The organism is Christensenella minuta (assembly GCF_003628755.1).
Taxonomy (GTDB): domain Bacteria; phylum Bacillota; class Clostridia; order Christensenellales; family Christensenellaceae; genus Christensenella; species Christensenella minuta.
The window spans coordinates 2,066,007-2,079,784 of record NZ_CP029256.1 but is presented as its reverse complement, the minus strand read 5'-3'; the positions used below and the strand labels follow the sequence as shown (position 1 = coordinate 2,079,784).

The 13,778-nt window shown below is 52.0% G+C and carries 13 protein-coding genes; all 13 read left to right on the top strand.

The features are described 5' to 3' along the window. The first annotated feature begins 3 nt into the window (after positions 1-3). The 13 genes from B1H56_RS09865 (at position 4) to B1H56_RS09805 (ending at position 13,774) form a co-directional block, all read left to right on the top strand. The gene (locus B1H56_RS09865; RefSeq protein ID WP_066522615.1) at positions 4-705 is read left to right on the top strand and encodes a tyrosine-protein phosphatase; all 702 of its coding nucleotides are present in this window, start codon (positions 4-6) and stop codon (positions 703-705) included. Between the two features lie 23 nt (positions 706-728). Then, positions 729-1,400, top strand: a complete 672-nt coding sequence (locus B1H56_RS09860) for a YveK family protein (RefSeq protein ID WP_066522614.1) — start codon at positions 729-731, stop codon at positions 1,398-1,400. A 25-nt stretch (positions 1,401-1,425) separates the two neighbouring features. Continuing rightward, positions 1,426-2,316, top strand: a complete 891-nt coding sequence (locus tag B1H56_RS09855; RefSeq protein ID WP_066522613.1) for a CpsD/CapB family tyrosine-protein kinase — start codon at positions 1,426-1,428, stop codon at positions 2,314-2,316. Between the two features lie 11 nt (positions 2,317-2,327). After that, positions 2,328-3,629 carry a VanW family protein gene (locus tag B1H56_RS09850; protein ID WP_066522611.1) on the top strand — a complete coding sequence of 434 codons (1,302 nt, stop codon included), beginning with the start codon at positions 2,328-2,330 and terminating at the stop codon, positions 3,627-3,629. Between the two features lie 10 nt (positions 3,630-3,639). After that, on the top strand, positions 3,640-4,446 hold the full coding sequence (gene srtB / locus B1H56_RS09845) for a class B sortase (RefSeq protein WP_066522610.1): 807 nt from the start codon (positions 3,640-3,642) through the stop codon (positions 4,444-4,446). Continuing rightward, positions 4,439-5,623 carry an LCP family protein gene (locus tag B1H56_RS09840; protein WP_066522609.1) on the top strand — a complete coding sequence of 395 codons (1,185 nt, stop codon included), beginning with the start codon at positions 4,439-4,441 and terminating at the stop codon, positions 5,621-5,623. Before srtB ends, B1H56_RS09840 begins: the two co-directional genes overlap by 8 nt. Positions 5,624-5,693: 70 nt before the next feature. After that, on the top strand, positions 5,694-6,260 hold the full coding sequence (locus B1H56_RS09835; RefSeq protein ID WP_066522608.1) for a hypothetical protein: 567 nt from the start codon (positions 5,694-5,696) through the stop codon (positions 6,258-6,260). A 458-nt stretch (positions 6,261-6,718) separates the two neighbouring features. Beyond that, a complete protein-coding gene (locus B1H56_RS09830; protein WP_066522606.1) occupies positions 6,719-7,399 on the top strand; it encodes a cyclase family protein in 681 nt (226 codons plus the stop codon). A 50-nt stretch (positions 7,400-7,449) separates the two neighbouring features. Further along, complete coding sequence (locus B1H56_RS09825) at positions 7,450-8,598, top strand: sugar ABC transporter substrate-binding protein (RefSeq protein ID WP_066522605.1); 1,149 nt, start codon at positions 7,450-7,452, stop codon at positions 8,596-8,598. Positions 8,599-8,713: 115 nt separating this feature from the next. Next, positions 8,714-10,237, top strand: a complete 1,524-nt coding sequence (locus tag B1H56_RS09820) for a xylose ABC transporter ATP-binding protein (protein ID WP_066522604.1) — start codon at positions 8,714-8,716, stop codon at positions 10,235-10,237. Then, complete coding sequence (locus B1H56_RS09815; protein WP_066522602.1) at positions 10,234-11,394, top strand: sugar ABC transporter permease; 1,161 nt, start codon at positions 10,234-10,236, stop codon at positions 11,392-11,394. Before B1H56_RS09820 ends, B1H56_RS09815 begins: the two co-directional genes overlap by 4 nt. After that, positions 11,394-12,896: a xylulokinase gene (gene xylB / locus B1H56_RS09810; protein WP_066522601.1), complete on the top strand. Its 1,503-nt coding sequence runs from the start codon at positions 11,394-11,396 to the stop codon at positions 12,894-12,896. Before B1H56_RS09815 ends, xylB begins: the two co-directional genes overlap by 1 nt. Further along, the gene (locus tag B1H56_RS09805) at positions 12,893-13,774 is read left to right on the top strand and encodes a glycyl-radical enzyme activating protein (protein ID WP_066522599.1); all 882 of its coding nucleotides are present in this window, start codon (positions 12,893-12,895) and stop codon (positions 13,772-13,774) included. Before xylB ends, B1H56_RS09805 begins: the two co-directional genes overlap by 4 nt. The last annotated feature ends 4 nt before the right edge of the window (positions 13,775-13,778 follow it).

The following is a 13,778-nucleotide window of genomic DNA, read 5'->3' as shown; positions in this document are numbered from 1 at the left end:
ACCATGAAATACACAGACATCCACTCCCACATTATCCCTTATATTGACGACGGGGCGGACGACATCGAAACCAGTATTGAAATGGCAGAGATTGCCGTTTCCGAAGGAATTGAGAGCATCGTTTGCACGCCGCACGCGATTTCGGGGTATGACGAATTGATATCAGAGGCAAATGAACAAAGGGAGGAACTGCAGCGGCGGCTCGATTTCCGCGGCATTCCCCTCCGGCTTTACCAGGGCTTTGAAGTATATGTAGGCGAAGCCTTTTTGGATTACGAGTATCCGGAGCGCCTCGCGATGAACGGCGGAACGCATATTCTGATCGAAACGGATTTCGAGCGGATCCCGGCTTGCATGGAAGAGGTGCTTTATTTACTGCGGATTACGGGCCTGACTCCAATTCTGGCCCATCCGGAACGGTATCTTTACCTCAAAAAAGATATTGCGGCCTGCGAGGTGTGGAAAAGCGGCGGTATGCTGTTTCAAATCAATGCCGGGAGCCTGACCGGGCAATACGGCGGCACTGCGCAAAAAACAGCACGGAAGCTGCTCAAAAAAGGATATGCGGATTTTATCGGGACGGATGCGCACTCGGCAGGCAGGCGCGCTCCGCTTATAAAAGGCGGTCTTGCGGAATGCGGAAAGCGCTTCGGGCAATCCATGGTGAGCCGGCTGTTGGAGAATAACAAAAGTTTAACGGAATAGGAAAACAGAAGGAGAACAGGCAAATGGAATTTACAATTCGCGACGTTGGGAAGATGCTCAAAAAGAGCTGGATCATTGTGGTGGCGCTGGCAATACTGGGAGCGATGGCGGGATATTTCGTATCCGAATACGTAATCGACAAAAAATACGAGGCGACCGCTATGATGATCGTGAGCTCCACAAATACAAGCGCCGAATCGGGCGCGCAAATGACGATCAACGATTATAACCTGAACACAAAGCTGGTCAATTCATACAGTGTACTGTGCAAGTCGGAAAAAGTGCTCACGCAGGTGGAGGAGAAGCTTAATATCGACCCCGGCAAAAAGGATCTTTCCGAGATGATCGCCGTCAGCGCAAAATCCGATACGGACATTATCAACATTTCCGTGACGGATACCTCTCCGCAGTTTGCGCAGGAAGTTGCCAACACTTTGGTCGACGTGTTCCAGCAGGAAGTGATGAATATCATGAAGATGGACAACGTACAGGTGATCGACTACGCGACCGTTCCTACTGTGCCTTCCAGCCCGAACGTCATGCTGAATACGGCGGTTGCGGGCATTCTCGGCCTGATTCTCGGCCTTATCATCGCGGTGCTGCGGTATATCCTCGACGATACGGTCAAGGATGTGGACAGCATTACGGAGATTATGGACGTACCGGTGATCGGCAGCATCCCGAAATTTAACTGACCGCGCGAATATAAGGAGAAAAATTATGGATATCGATTATAAAAAACAAGCGCTCGAAGCGTTCAACACAATACAGACCAATATTGGCTTTCTGGGGATCGATCATGACATCAGGACGATCATGGTCACAAGCTCCATTAAGGGAGAGGGAAAATCCACGGTTACCAGCAACATTGCCAACTCTTATGCGTTTTCCCAAAAGAGGGTGCTTCTGGTGGATTGCGATATGCGGAACCCGACGGTGCACCGGGTACTGGAGCTGCCCAACCGCAAGGGCCTCGCTGACCTTATCATGGCTGGACGGGAAGGGCAGGACGCGGGGGACTACATTACCCACTATGGCCCGTATTTTGACGTATTGACCGCCGGCCACCGGCCGCCCAATCCAACCGAGCTGCTGGGGTCTAAACGAATGGAAGCGCTGATCGGCCTTTTTTCAGGGCAATACGATTATGTTATCCTCGATACGCCTCCTGTGCTCCTGGTGCCGGACGCCATCGCCCTGCATCCCTATGTGGACGGGATACTTCTGGTCGTACGGCATGGATACACAACAAAGGAAGTGCTGGAGGACTGCAAAAAGGCATGGGAGGTCGCGGGCACCAAGCCGTCGGCCTGCATCCTGAACGCGATCCCGGATATGCAGAAGCGTTATTCTTATTATGGATATTATGACTACGAAGAGACCCAGCCCGCGAAGGGCAGGGGAAAGAACCGCAGGCAGCCTGTCATCAAACGGGAAGAACGGCAGGAAAAGGATATGTATACCTCCATTGCAAAGGAGGCGAAAGAACCGCACAGCCGGAAGGACATCCACGGTGCGGAGCCTGCGGAGCCCGAGTTCATACGGAAGGCGAATACTTCCGGACAGGGCTTTCAACGGCAGGCCGACAGGACGAAAAGAAAACTACATTAACGGGGAGAACCATGACAGGACAGGGAAACAGAGAGCCGGAGCTGCTCGTATTACAAGAAAAGGAAAAAGGATTCCGGGGAGGCCAACCTTCCCGGAAATGGATCGCGGTCATCATCGGAGCGGTTGCCGTAGCGGCGGCTTTTTTTATTATACTGAAACTATTTCCGGGGATGCAGCCGGCGAATCCGGACACCTTCGCGGAAGGCGTCGTTGTGCTTGACTGCGACCTATCCGGCCTAAGCTATGCGGAAGGGGAAGCATCGGTGAAAAGTGCGGCGGAGCGTAAAACAGATGAACAAACCGTAGCCTACGAGATCGCAGGGAAACAATATACGGTCACCGGCAGGGAAGCGGGGATGGTCATCGATTACAGCCAGGCGCTGGCGGATGCGTTTGCGTACGGAAAAAACGGAAACGCCGGACCGGAGCGCATATTTGATTGCACCGTCTCGGCTGACCCGGTATTGATTCGGGAAGAAGTCGCGAAAAATGTTCCGGATACCGAAACGAACGGCGCCGAAGGCGCTCTTGAAAAAACCGCGGATGAAGAAAAGAAACTGACGGGATATGAACTCAATGAGCAATTCGCGGAGACGCCCGTCGTCGATGTGGATAAGCTGGCGGAGGGAATCGCCGCGGAAATAGCGGTTTCCGGCCGCGGACCGGTGATCGCGGAGGAAAAGGCCGGCGGCCCGGGTGCAAACGCCATAGAGGTGCGGGGCAGCTACGGGACCGCAATAGAGCACCCGGAGCTTGACAGCGCTTACAATATCTGGAAAGCAAGCGACCTGCTGAACACCACGAAGATCGGACCGGGCGAAACCTGGTCCATGAAGGAAGCGTTCGGAACGCTCGGGGAAGAGGACGGCTGGAAACTGGCCAACGAGTTGATCGGCCAAAAGATCGAAAAGGTTCCGGGCGGCGGACTCAATCACCTGGCGTCCACGGTTTATGCGGCGGCGCTTACAGCCGGGCTGGAGATCGAAGAACATACCTCAAGGCCGTGGCCTGCGGATTATATCGACGCGGGCCTGGATGCGGATATTTTTTCCGAAGGAGCGGATCTTGCATTGCGGAATGCCTCGGACCACCCGGTTTACCTCGTCATCGAATGTGACGCGGAGGGTAAGAGCCTGACGGTTTCATTTCTTGGCCAGCCGTTTGAAGACGGACTGGAACGGCAGGTCGAAAGCGAAACGGTGACGGAAAATGGAGACCTTGGCGGCGTGACCGCCGAGGTGTCGCTGAAGAAGGGCGGCGTTACGGAAACGTTGTTTGAAGTGGACTACCAGGCGGACGGGACATCAAGATAGAGGAATTCATATGGAAAAAGAAACGAAACGGCATTCGGTAAAAAGAAGAACGCTGGTCGTAATCCTGGTGACCGCTATGATTATACTGGCGGCGGCGGTTATCGGTCTCTTGGTCCTTTCGGACTGGGAACGGCGGGATGAGGCGCTTAACGAACAGATGCAGCAAATCGCGCAAAGAACGATGGAGCCATCGCCCACCGGACAGCCTGAAATAACAGAAACGGCTTCGCAGGCGCCGAATGTCCCCATTGATTTTGCGGCCCTACGGACCCAAAACCAAGATATTTACGCATGGATTACAGTGCCGGGTACGGATGTTGACTATCCTATCGTGCAGAATCCGCTGGACGATTCCTTTTACCTGACCCATAACCTGGCAGGCCAGGAGTCGGTGGAAGGAGCGATCTATACGGAACGGTTCAACAGCAAGGATTTTACAGACCCTAACACCGTTATCTACGGACACAATATGAAAAACGGTTCGATGTTTGCAGGGCTGCACCAATATGAAGACAAGGCGTTTTTCGATGAAAACCGGGAAATAGTCGTTTATACGCCGGAAAAAAAGCTGACCTACCGGATTTTTGCGGCTTATGCGTCCGGAAACGAGCACATCATGCAAGCATATGATTTTACCGACCAGTCCGTATTTACGCGGTATCTTGACGGGATTTTCAACATAAGGGATATGAAGGCCAATATCGACAGCGGCATGACGGTCACAGACCGGGATAAAATACTGACGCTTTCCACCTGCGTTAAAGGACAGGACGAAAAACGATATTTGGTACAGGCGGTGCTAGAGACTGATGAGTAAACAAGATGTTTTGGTGCGGAAAAGCACGCACAACGATAAGCGGTACAACAAACGGTATAACAAAAACAAGGATTATCACCATAGACACAGGAAAAGCAAAAAAAAGCGGGTCATCCTGATCTGCGTGCTGTGTATTGCGGGAATCCTGCTGGCGCTTCTCGGCTATGCCGCTTCCATCCTGCTGAATTCGGATAAATATGATCCGCGGACGATGTTCCGGCCTAAAGAAACGGATGCGGCGGCAAGTACGCCGCCGGATGCGGCGGATGCAAATGAGGGTGGGCCGGATATCGGCGACGATGCGGTGCTCTATAACGGGGAAGTCTACCAGTATAACCAGGATATGGTGAACGTGGTCTTTATGGGTATCGATTATGAAAAGCATGAAGGAGCTGAAGGCGAAACGCTGGGCGGCGGACAGGCGGACACTCTCCTTTTGATCGCGATCAATACAAACAATAACAAGATGACGTTATTCAATATCCCGCGCGATACGATGACGGAAATCAAACTATACGACCTGAACCGCAATTATACGGGAGATGCGGTTGCGCAGATCGCCCTTTCACATGCCTATGGAGACGGCGCAGAGCTTAGCAACCGGCTTACGGTGGACGCCGTGAGCAACCTGTTCTACGGGTTGCCTGTCTACCGGTATATTACGCTCGATGTTGCGGGGATTCCCGTGGCGACGGACGCCGTTGGCGGGGTTACCGTGACGGTGCCGGAAACGGTGGAAATTGCCGGGGAAACGGTGGAAAAGGGAAAGCAGGTCACGCTCGGCGGGAAGCAGGCGGAATCCTATGTAAAGCAGAGGGACAAGTCTGAACTGACGTCCAATTTATCGCGTATGGAACGGCAGATAAGTTATCTGAAAGGATTCTTTAATGCGGTAAAACAGAATACGAAAAACAACGTGCTTTTCCCGGTCACCCTGTATCAGGAAATCGGAAATTACGCATCGACAGATATGAGCCTGAGCGAAATTGCTTATGTCGCGCGGGCGGCGCTGGACTCGGGGCTTGCCGACGAGAATATTATGACGGTTCCAGGGAAAATGCAGCAGGGGGAAGTGTACGCGGAATATATGGCAGATGATGAAGCGCTGTATCAGATGATCCTCGACACTTTCTATCTCAAACAGCCTTCCGCCGCAGCGCCGGCTGTGGCGGAATAATAATGTTGCTTGATTGCATCCGTTTTTCGGACGTTAATTAAAATACCAGGGAAAGGAGGTAAATGATCCAATGGTAAAGAGAAAAATATTGGTTGTGGCAGTGATCGTCATTCTATGTCTGGCAATCGGGAGCGTTGCTTTCGCAGCGCCCAGCCCGACAGGCGGAAGCGTTGCCGCGAAAGACGCGGACGGCAATCCCGTACAGGTTACGGTTGCGGCAGTCAGCAATGCGGATGAACTGAAAGCGCAGATCGATACCGCTAAAGCACCGGGCACGGTTGCCTGGCTGCAGGATGTGACGGTTGAAGATTATGCCGGAGGGCCCATTACCCTGACACTCGCAGTCAACGGCGTGAAAACGGGAGACGAGGTAACCGTGATCCATTATGTAAATGGCGCATGGGAATACGTGAAGCCGGATTCCGTCAGTGACGGCCAGGTTGTCGTTACGTTGTCCTCTCTGTCGCCGGTCGGCGTTGTTGTAAAACAGGCCGACAGCGCAGGTGCGGCAACGACGGATTCGACGTCCCCGAAAACGGGCGGCGCGGACCTGGCAATGATCCTCACGCTGATCGCGGTCGCTGCTGCAGGAACGGTCTTCGCAGCTGGCAGACAGCTGAAGAAGTCCGAAAGATAATGTTCCCGGGGAATATTATCTGAAGCATGAAAATGCGAAAAAAAGACCTATCCTTTGGATAGGTCTTTTTTTATCCCTTTTTCGGGCCGGATGCGGCAGTCCATGCCGCCTTATTCCCTATGCGTTTTATTTATGACTGCTTCTCAATTCCGCCCGCCTGCCAAACGGAAAGCCGCCTTATACTATATCTAAAACCGCACAAACGGTATCATCCAACCGGCGCTGGCATTGGGTGTATTTTTTTGCGCTCCGTCCTGTGGATGGCAAAAATTGAAACCTTTGTGACAATTCTATGAGTTGAAGGAAGATATGCGCACGAGTATCATAAAAATACAATCTGCAAAACACTTTAAAAGATTCATAAACCAAAGAAATCTAAAAGACAAAAGAAACATAAATCCCGAAGGCGTGGACAATCGGTTTTATTTACACACAATTAATAAAAAAGGAGGAAAGAAATGGACAAAAAGTATGTCGTTGATTTAAGTCAACAGATGAGGCCGGAAGAAGAGGTGAATTTCCCTTTTTCTATCGATTTAAAAGATGCGACGGAATCGATGCCCGAATTAGAGCATGATGCGGATGCATGGTATAAGATCGGCTATGTAAGTATGTGTACCCATAACGGTACGCATGTAGAAGTTCCGTACCATCATTTGCAAGAGGGAATGGATCTTGCGGAATTTCCGCTCCATCAAATGATCGGGAGCATGGTACTAATGGATTTTTCCCATAAGAAAATAGGAGAAGAAATTACTCTGGAAGAGGTCAGGAAATATGATGGCAAAATCCAGGAAGGAGATATCGTATTTATCAAGACGGGAATGGACAGCTTATTTCGCACTGGGAACTGGGTGAAATATCCTTATGTGGCCCTTGATGCGGTGCACTATCTGATTGATAAAAAAATCGGATGTCTTGGTACGGATGCAGCCGGCATTGAAGATAACGATATCCCGAATCAACCGGCTCACGTGGCGCTTTTCCGGGCAGAGATACCGTTGGTGGAGTCACTTACTAACCTTGACGCGGTGAAGGACGGGGAGTACATGGTATTTATTTTGCCACTGCCTATCGTACATGGCGATGCAAGCCCGGTCCGGGTAACGGCGGTTGCAAAAAGCGGCCTTTGCGTGTGAAAAACAGAGCCAAAGGGGGAAAGCCCCCAACAAATAGATAGGAGGAAGTTATGAAAAAAAGAATTTTAGTGGTACTGCTGATTGCAACGATGATTGCTGGTTTGGTTGCCTGTGGTCCTTCGGATGCGGGGACAGGCGATACGCCTGCTTCCCAAGGGGCGGAAGCCTCCGCCCAGCCGGCGGAAAGCGGCGGAGACGGCGAGGCTGCCGCCCCGGCGGATGGAGATGGAATTAAGATAGGAGTTTCCTTTGCAACCCTGCAGGAAGAACGCTGGCAGACGGACCTTGGGATCATGGAAGCAAAAGCGAAAGAGCTGGGCGTAGAGATTGTTTCCCAGTCTGCAAACGGAGACGAGAACCTCCAGATTTCACAGGCGGAAAATATGATTACGCAGGGAATTGACGTATTAGTCGTTATAGCGCAGAATGGCGCTGCCGCCGCACCGATCGTCGAATCCGCCCATAATGCGGGGATCCCGGTCATTGCTTACGACCGCCTGATTACGGATTGCGACCTTGATTTCTATATCACATTTGACTGCACCAAAGTTGGCGAAATCCAGGCTCAATATGCGATTGAACATGCACCCAAAGGCAACTATTTCCTGATTGGCGGGTCGCCGACGGATAACAATGCACACCTGATCCGCAATGGGCAGATGAACATTCTGCAGCCGTATATAGACAGCGGGGACATCAAGGTTGTCGTAGACCAATGGGCTACAGGCTGGAATCCGGAAGAAGCGCTGAAGTATGTGGAGGACGGACTCAGTGCAAATAATAATGACGTAGCGTGCGTGCTTACCTCCAATGACGGATGTGCGGGCGCGGCAATCCAGGCCCTTTCCGAGCAAGGCCTTGCCGGGGACGTAGTTGTGACCGGACTTGACGCGGACCTTGCGGCGTGCCAGAGGATCGTAGAGGGTACGCAGAGCATGACGGTATACCGCCGCTTTGCAATCGTTGACAATATGACGGTCGAGGCTGCGGTCGCAATGGCTAAGGGAGAAGACCTCTCTACGCTGTTTGATACCACTACGGTTGAAAACGGACAGAAAGATGTGCTATCCGTACTGATGACAAGCGAGGAAGATATGTTCCCGCTTACAAAGGACAACATGAATGTTGCCATCGAAGACGGCTGGCTGCCAAAAGAAGAAATTTATAAGAATATTCCGGAAGGCGAATGGCCGGAATAAAAGCATAAGGCCAAAATCATGCCTGCGTGATTCCGGTTGCGCAGGCATGATTTCATAAACGGCATTCGGGCGCCCCGCATACCGGGCCGCCCCGATTATGAAGGGGAGAGTGGCTATGTCAGACAACATACTTGAAATGAGGGATATTACAAAAAGCTTTTCCGGCATCAAAGCCCTGGCGGATGTGAATTTTACGATCAAAAGAGGAGAGATTCATGCACTGTGCGGGGAAAATGGGGCTGGAAAATCTACCCTGATGAAAGTGCTGAGCGGCGTTTGGCCGTGCGGAAGCTATGAAGGGAAAATCATACTTAATGGAAAGGAATGCGAGTTTCACAACGTTCGGGAATCGGAACAGGCAGGAATCGCCATTATTTACCAGGAGCTTGCCCTCGTAAGCGAAATGGACGCGGGCGAAAATGTATTCCTCAATGCATGGCATATGAAAAACGGACTGATTGATTTTCCGTCCATCTATTACCATACCAAGCAGATTTGCCGGGAATTGAAAATGAATATTGACCCGACGAGGAAGGTACGGGAATTTGGCGTCGGCGTACAGCAGCTTATTGAAATTGCGAAAGCATTGGCAAAAAAAGCGGACATTCTTGTTTTGGATGAACCAACGGCTTCGCTGACCGAAAGCGAAGTAGAGGTTCTGATGGAATTTTTAAAAGAGTTGAAGGGCAAGGGCGTTACTTGTATCTACATTTCCCACAAGCTCGACGAAGTGCTGAATGTATCAGATAATGTTACCGTTCTGCGTGATGGAAAAACAGTCGGAACCTATCCAACGGCAGAGCTCGACGAATCTTTCCTGATTAGGCAGATGGTCGGGCGGGAGCTTTCCGACCGTTTTCCTTATAAGCCGCGTGCGCTTGGAGAGACTATCTTTGAGGTGGAACAATACAGCGTGGCAAAAGAAGGAGAAAAAAATAAAAAGATGCTTGACGGTATCAGCTTCAGCATCCGTGCGGGCGAGATCGTCGGGATCGCCGGGCTTATGGGGTCAGGCCGTACGGAGCTTGCGCTTTCGCTCTTTGGTTTTTTGAATGGGAAGAAGAGTGGAACAGTCAGGCTCCGGGGAAAGGAAACACATATTGCATCCCCTTCCGACGCAATCGGCCAGGGCTTGGGAATGGTGTCGGAGGACCGAAAACGCCTGGGGCTGTTTCTTGACCAAAGCGTGGTAAAAAATATTGTGGCGGCAAGCCTGCCAAAAATCAGCAGGCGCGGCGTGATCGATGAAAACGAACAGATATATCTTGCAAAAAAATACGAAGAAGAATTAAAGATCAAAACGCCATCGCTCCAGGCAGACGTAAAAAGCCTATCGGGCGGAAACCAACAGAAAGTGGTGCTGGCGAAATGGCTCATGACGGAACCGGACGTATTGTTCCTCGATGAACCGACCCGTGGAATTGATGTGGGTGCGAAATATGAAATTTATAATATCATGATGGATCTTGCGAAAAAAGGAGTTGCGATCATTATGATTTCCTCGGAACTTCCTGAGGTGCTGGGTATGAGCGACCGCATTATCGTGATGCACGAAGGAAAAATCACGGGCGAACTGTCACACGATGAGGCAAATCAGGAAAAAATTATGCACCTAGCAACAGGAGGGAAAAAGCAATGATGGAGCTGGCAAAACAGAAAAAATCAATTTTTGGAAATTTCAAGGGCAACATCCGCTCTTATACAATGATTATCGCGTTGATTGCTATTTGGGCGATCTTTGGCTGCATGACGGAAGGCGTCTTCTTTCTGCCGAGGAACCTTTCGATGCTGGCGCGGCAGACAAGTATCACGGCGATCCTGAGTATCGGTATGGTATTTGTCATCATCAGCGGAAATATTGACTTGTCGGTCGGTTCGGTAATGGGATTTTGCGGCGGCGTCGCCGCTTGCCTGCAGGTATGGGGGGAAGTTGATACCGTATGGGCGGTAATTATTACAATTGCGGTAGGCGCGGCTATCGGCATGTGGCATGGTTTTTGGATCGCATACCGTCAGGTTCCGGCGTTTATCGTAACCTTGGGTGGCTATATGATCTTCCGGGGCATGCTCCTCGGTCTCACGAAAAGCGTGTCGATTGCACCGCTTCAGGATAGTTTTATCGCCATTGGACAGGGCTACCTACCATCGGTTGCCGGCTGGGGGCTGGCGATTATTCTTGGAGCAATGGCCGTCTATACGACATTCAAGGGACGCGCGTCTAAAATTAAATATGGGATTGAGGCGCCGACAATGAAGGTGACGGTCTTGAAGGCGGCTGCAATTGTCGCCTTTGTAGCGGTATTTACAATTGTTATGAATCAATATCAAGGCGTACCGATCCCGGTCGTTATCGTACTGGTGCTCGCTATATTAATGACCTTTGTTGCCGGGAAAACGCGCTATGGCCGATCGATCTATGCGATTGGCTGCAACGCGGAGGCCGCACAGCTTTCCGGCATCAAAGATAAAAAGATTATATTCGTAATGTACGTCGTCATGGGGATGTTGGCGGCTCTTGCGGGCATCGTTCTCACGGCGCGCCTGAATGCAGCGACGGCGAACGCCGGAATGATGGCCGAAATGGATGCGATTGCAGCCTGTGTTATCGGCGGCGCGAGCCTGATGGGGGGCGTTGGTTCCATCCCGGGGGCGGTTATCGGCGCGCTTGTCATGGCAAGCCTCGACAACGGAATGAGCCTGATGAATACGGAGAATTTCTGGCAATATATTGTAAAGGGACTGATCCTTATCGTAGCGGTTTGGATCGATATCGCAAGTAAAAAGAAGGAGCAGTAATGGAAGCTTACCTCCTCGGTCTTGATATCGGCACCTCGGGAACGAAGGCTGTCCTGCTGCGGACAGATGGGAAGGAATGCCTTGAAACCGCGGAATATCCCTATCCTCTGGCAGGGGAAAAGCCGGGCTGGGCGCAGCAGCAGCCCGCCCTGTGGTGGGATGCGGCCTGTATGTGCCTGCGGGAAGCGGCTGCAATGGCGGGGGATAAAAAAATCGCCGCCATCGGCATAACCGGGCAAATGCACAGCGTCGTCCTGCTGGATGAGACGGGCGGCGTGTTGTGCGATTCGCTCCTGTGGTGCGACCAGCGCAGCGAAAAGGAGGCCGCCGGAATGACGGCCCTTGTGGGAGACATGCGTATTTCCGAAATTACGGGGAGCCTTCCGAACACAGGATTTTCGGCGGCTAAGCTGCTCTGGATCAGGAACAATTGGGCGGATATATTTGAAAAAACCGCCACGGTACTGCTGGCTAAGGACTATATCCGTTATCGGCTGACTGGCAGGCTGGGGACGGAACAGACAGATGCAACGGGTACGCAGCTTTTTGATATTGCGGAAAGCCGCTGGTCGGATGAATTATGTGAATGCTTAATGATTAAAAAGAATTTATTGCCTCCGGTCATGGAATCCGTGCAAATTGCGGGAACCCTGACAAAAGAGGCGGCGCGGGCATGCGGCCTGGCCCCGGGCATTCCGGTTGCCGCAGGCGCGGGGGATACGGCGGCGGCAGCAGTTGGGAATGGAATCGTTTCCCGGGGGAAGGTGTGCGTTACGCTTGGTTCATCGGGCGTGGTATTGGCATTCCTGGACCGGCCGGCACCAGACCAAAAGCACCGCATCCACACAAAATGCCATGCAATGACAGGCGCATGGGAAGCGCTCGGGGTCACGCAGAGTGCGGCACTTTCGATGAAATGGCTTGTAGAGACCATATTCGAGGATAAGACGCCGAACCGTTTTCAGGAATACTCATCGCTCGCGGAGACGGTGCCGGCGTTGTCGGAAGGCCTTGTTTTCCTCCCTTATTTAATGGGCGAGCGGAGCCCGCATATGGACCCGTATGCGCGGGGCGCTTTCATTGGATTCGCAACAAAACATACCCGCGCACACATGGTCCGCAGTGTGATGGAGGGAGTTTGCTACAGCCTGAAGGAGTGTCTTGATGCAGTAGAGGAATTGAGCGGGAAAGCATCTGAAATCCGTCTTGCAGGCGGCGGAGCGCGAAGCATGCTTTGGGCGCGGATTGCCGCGGATGTTTTTGGCAGAGACCTTATTCTGAGCTACAGCAGCAACGCCTCCGCGTTAGGCGCGGCGCTGATTGCGGGTGTAAGCGCGGGGGTGTACCGGGACATTCCGCAAGCAGCCGGAATACCGGTCTTTCCTTTGCGGGAGATGAAATACAGCCGGGAGAGGGCGGAGCTATACCGTAAGGGATATGGATTGTACCGCAGCTTCTATCCGGTGTTGAAAGAAAAATTCCGGGAGCTTGGAGCAATATGAAAAAAGGAATGGTTTTCGATATCCAGCGGTTCAGCGTCCACGATGGACCGGGAATTCGCGTGAATATTTTCTTGAAGGGCTGTGCTCTGCGCTGCAGGTGGTGCCATAATCCGGAAGGATTGCGTCCGGAAAGCCAGCTTTTGTTTCATGAAGAAGCCTGTATCGGCTGCGGGCGGTGCGCTGCGGTATGTCCGCACGGCGTATATGTGCAGAAGGACGGTCTGCGGCGGATATTTTTTGAACGCTGCCGGGCTTGCGGAAGGTGTGCGGAAGAATGCCCTGCGCAGGCGCTGAAGCTGGTTGGCGCGCTGATGTCGGCCGGGGAAGTATGCGCGGAAGCGGAAAAAGAGAGTGCTTTTTTCGGCAAGGAAGGCGGCGTTACCTTCTCGGGCGGAGAACCGTTGCTGCAGCCGGATTTTTTAAGGGAGGCCCTGTATCTGCTGAAGCAAAAAGGATATCATACCGCGGTGGAAACGTCCGGCGCGGCTCCCTGGGACAATTTCCGGAAAGTGACCGGTTTTGTGGATTTGTTTTTATATGATTATAAACTGTTTGACAGCAAACAGCATAAAAAATATACGGGACGGGACAACGGGATGATCCGGGAAAACCTGAGGCGCCTCAAACAGGCGGGAGCCGAAATACGCATCCGGATACCGGTCATCAGGGATGTGAATGATGGAGAGCTCGAATTGATTGCGCAGGAGCTTGAAACGCTTGGCATAGGATGTGTGGAGCTGTTTCCTTATCACAGGATTGGAGTAAGCAAATACCGCCGGATCGGCTGTCCGCCGCCGGAGCTTTTCGAGGCGCCCAGCCCGGAGATGATGGAAGGATATCGTCAGCTGTTTCGCCAAAAGGGAATACGGACACTTTGAGAGA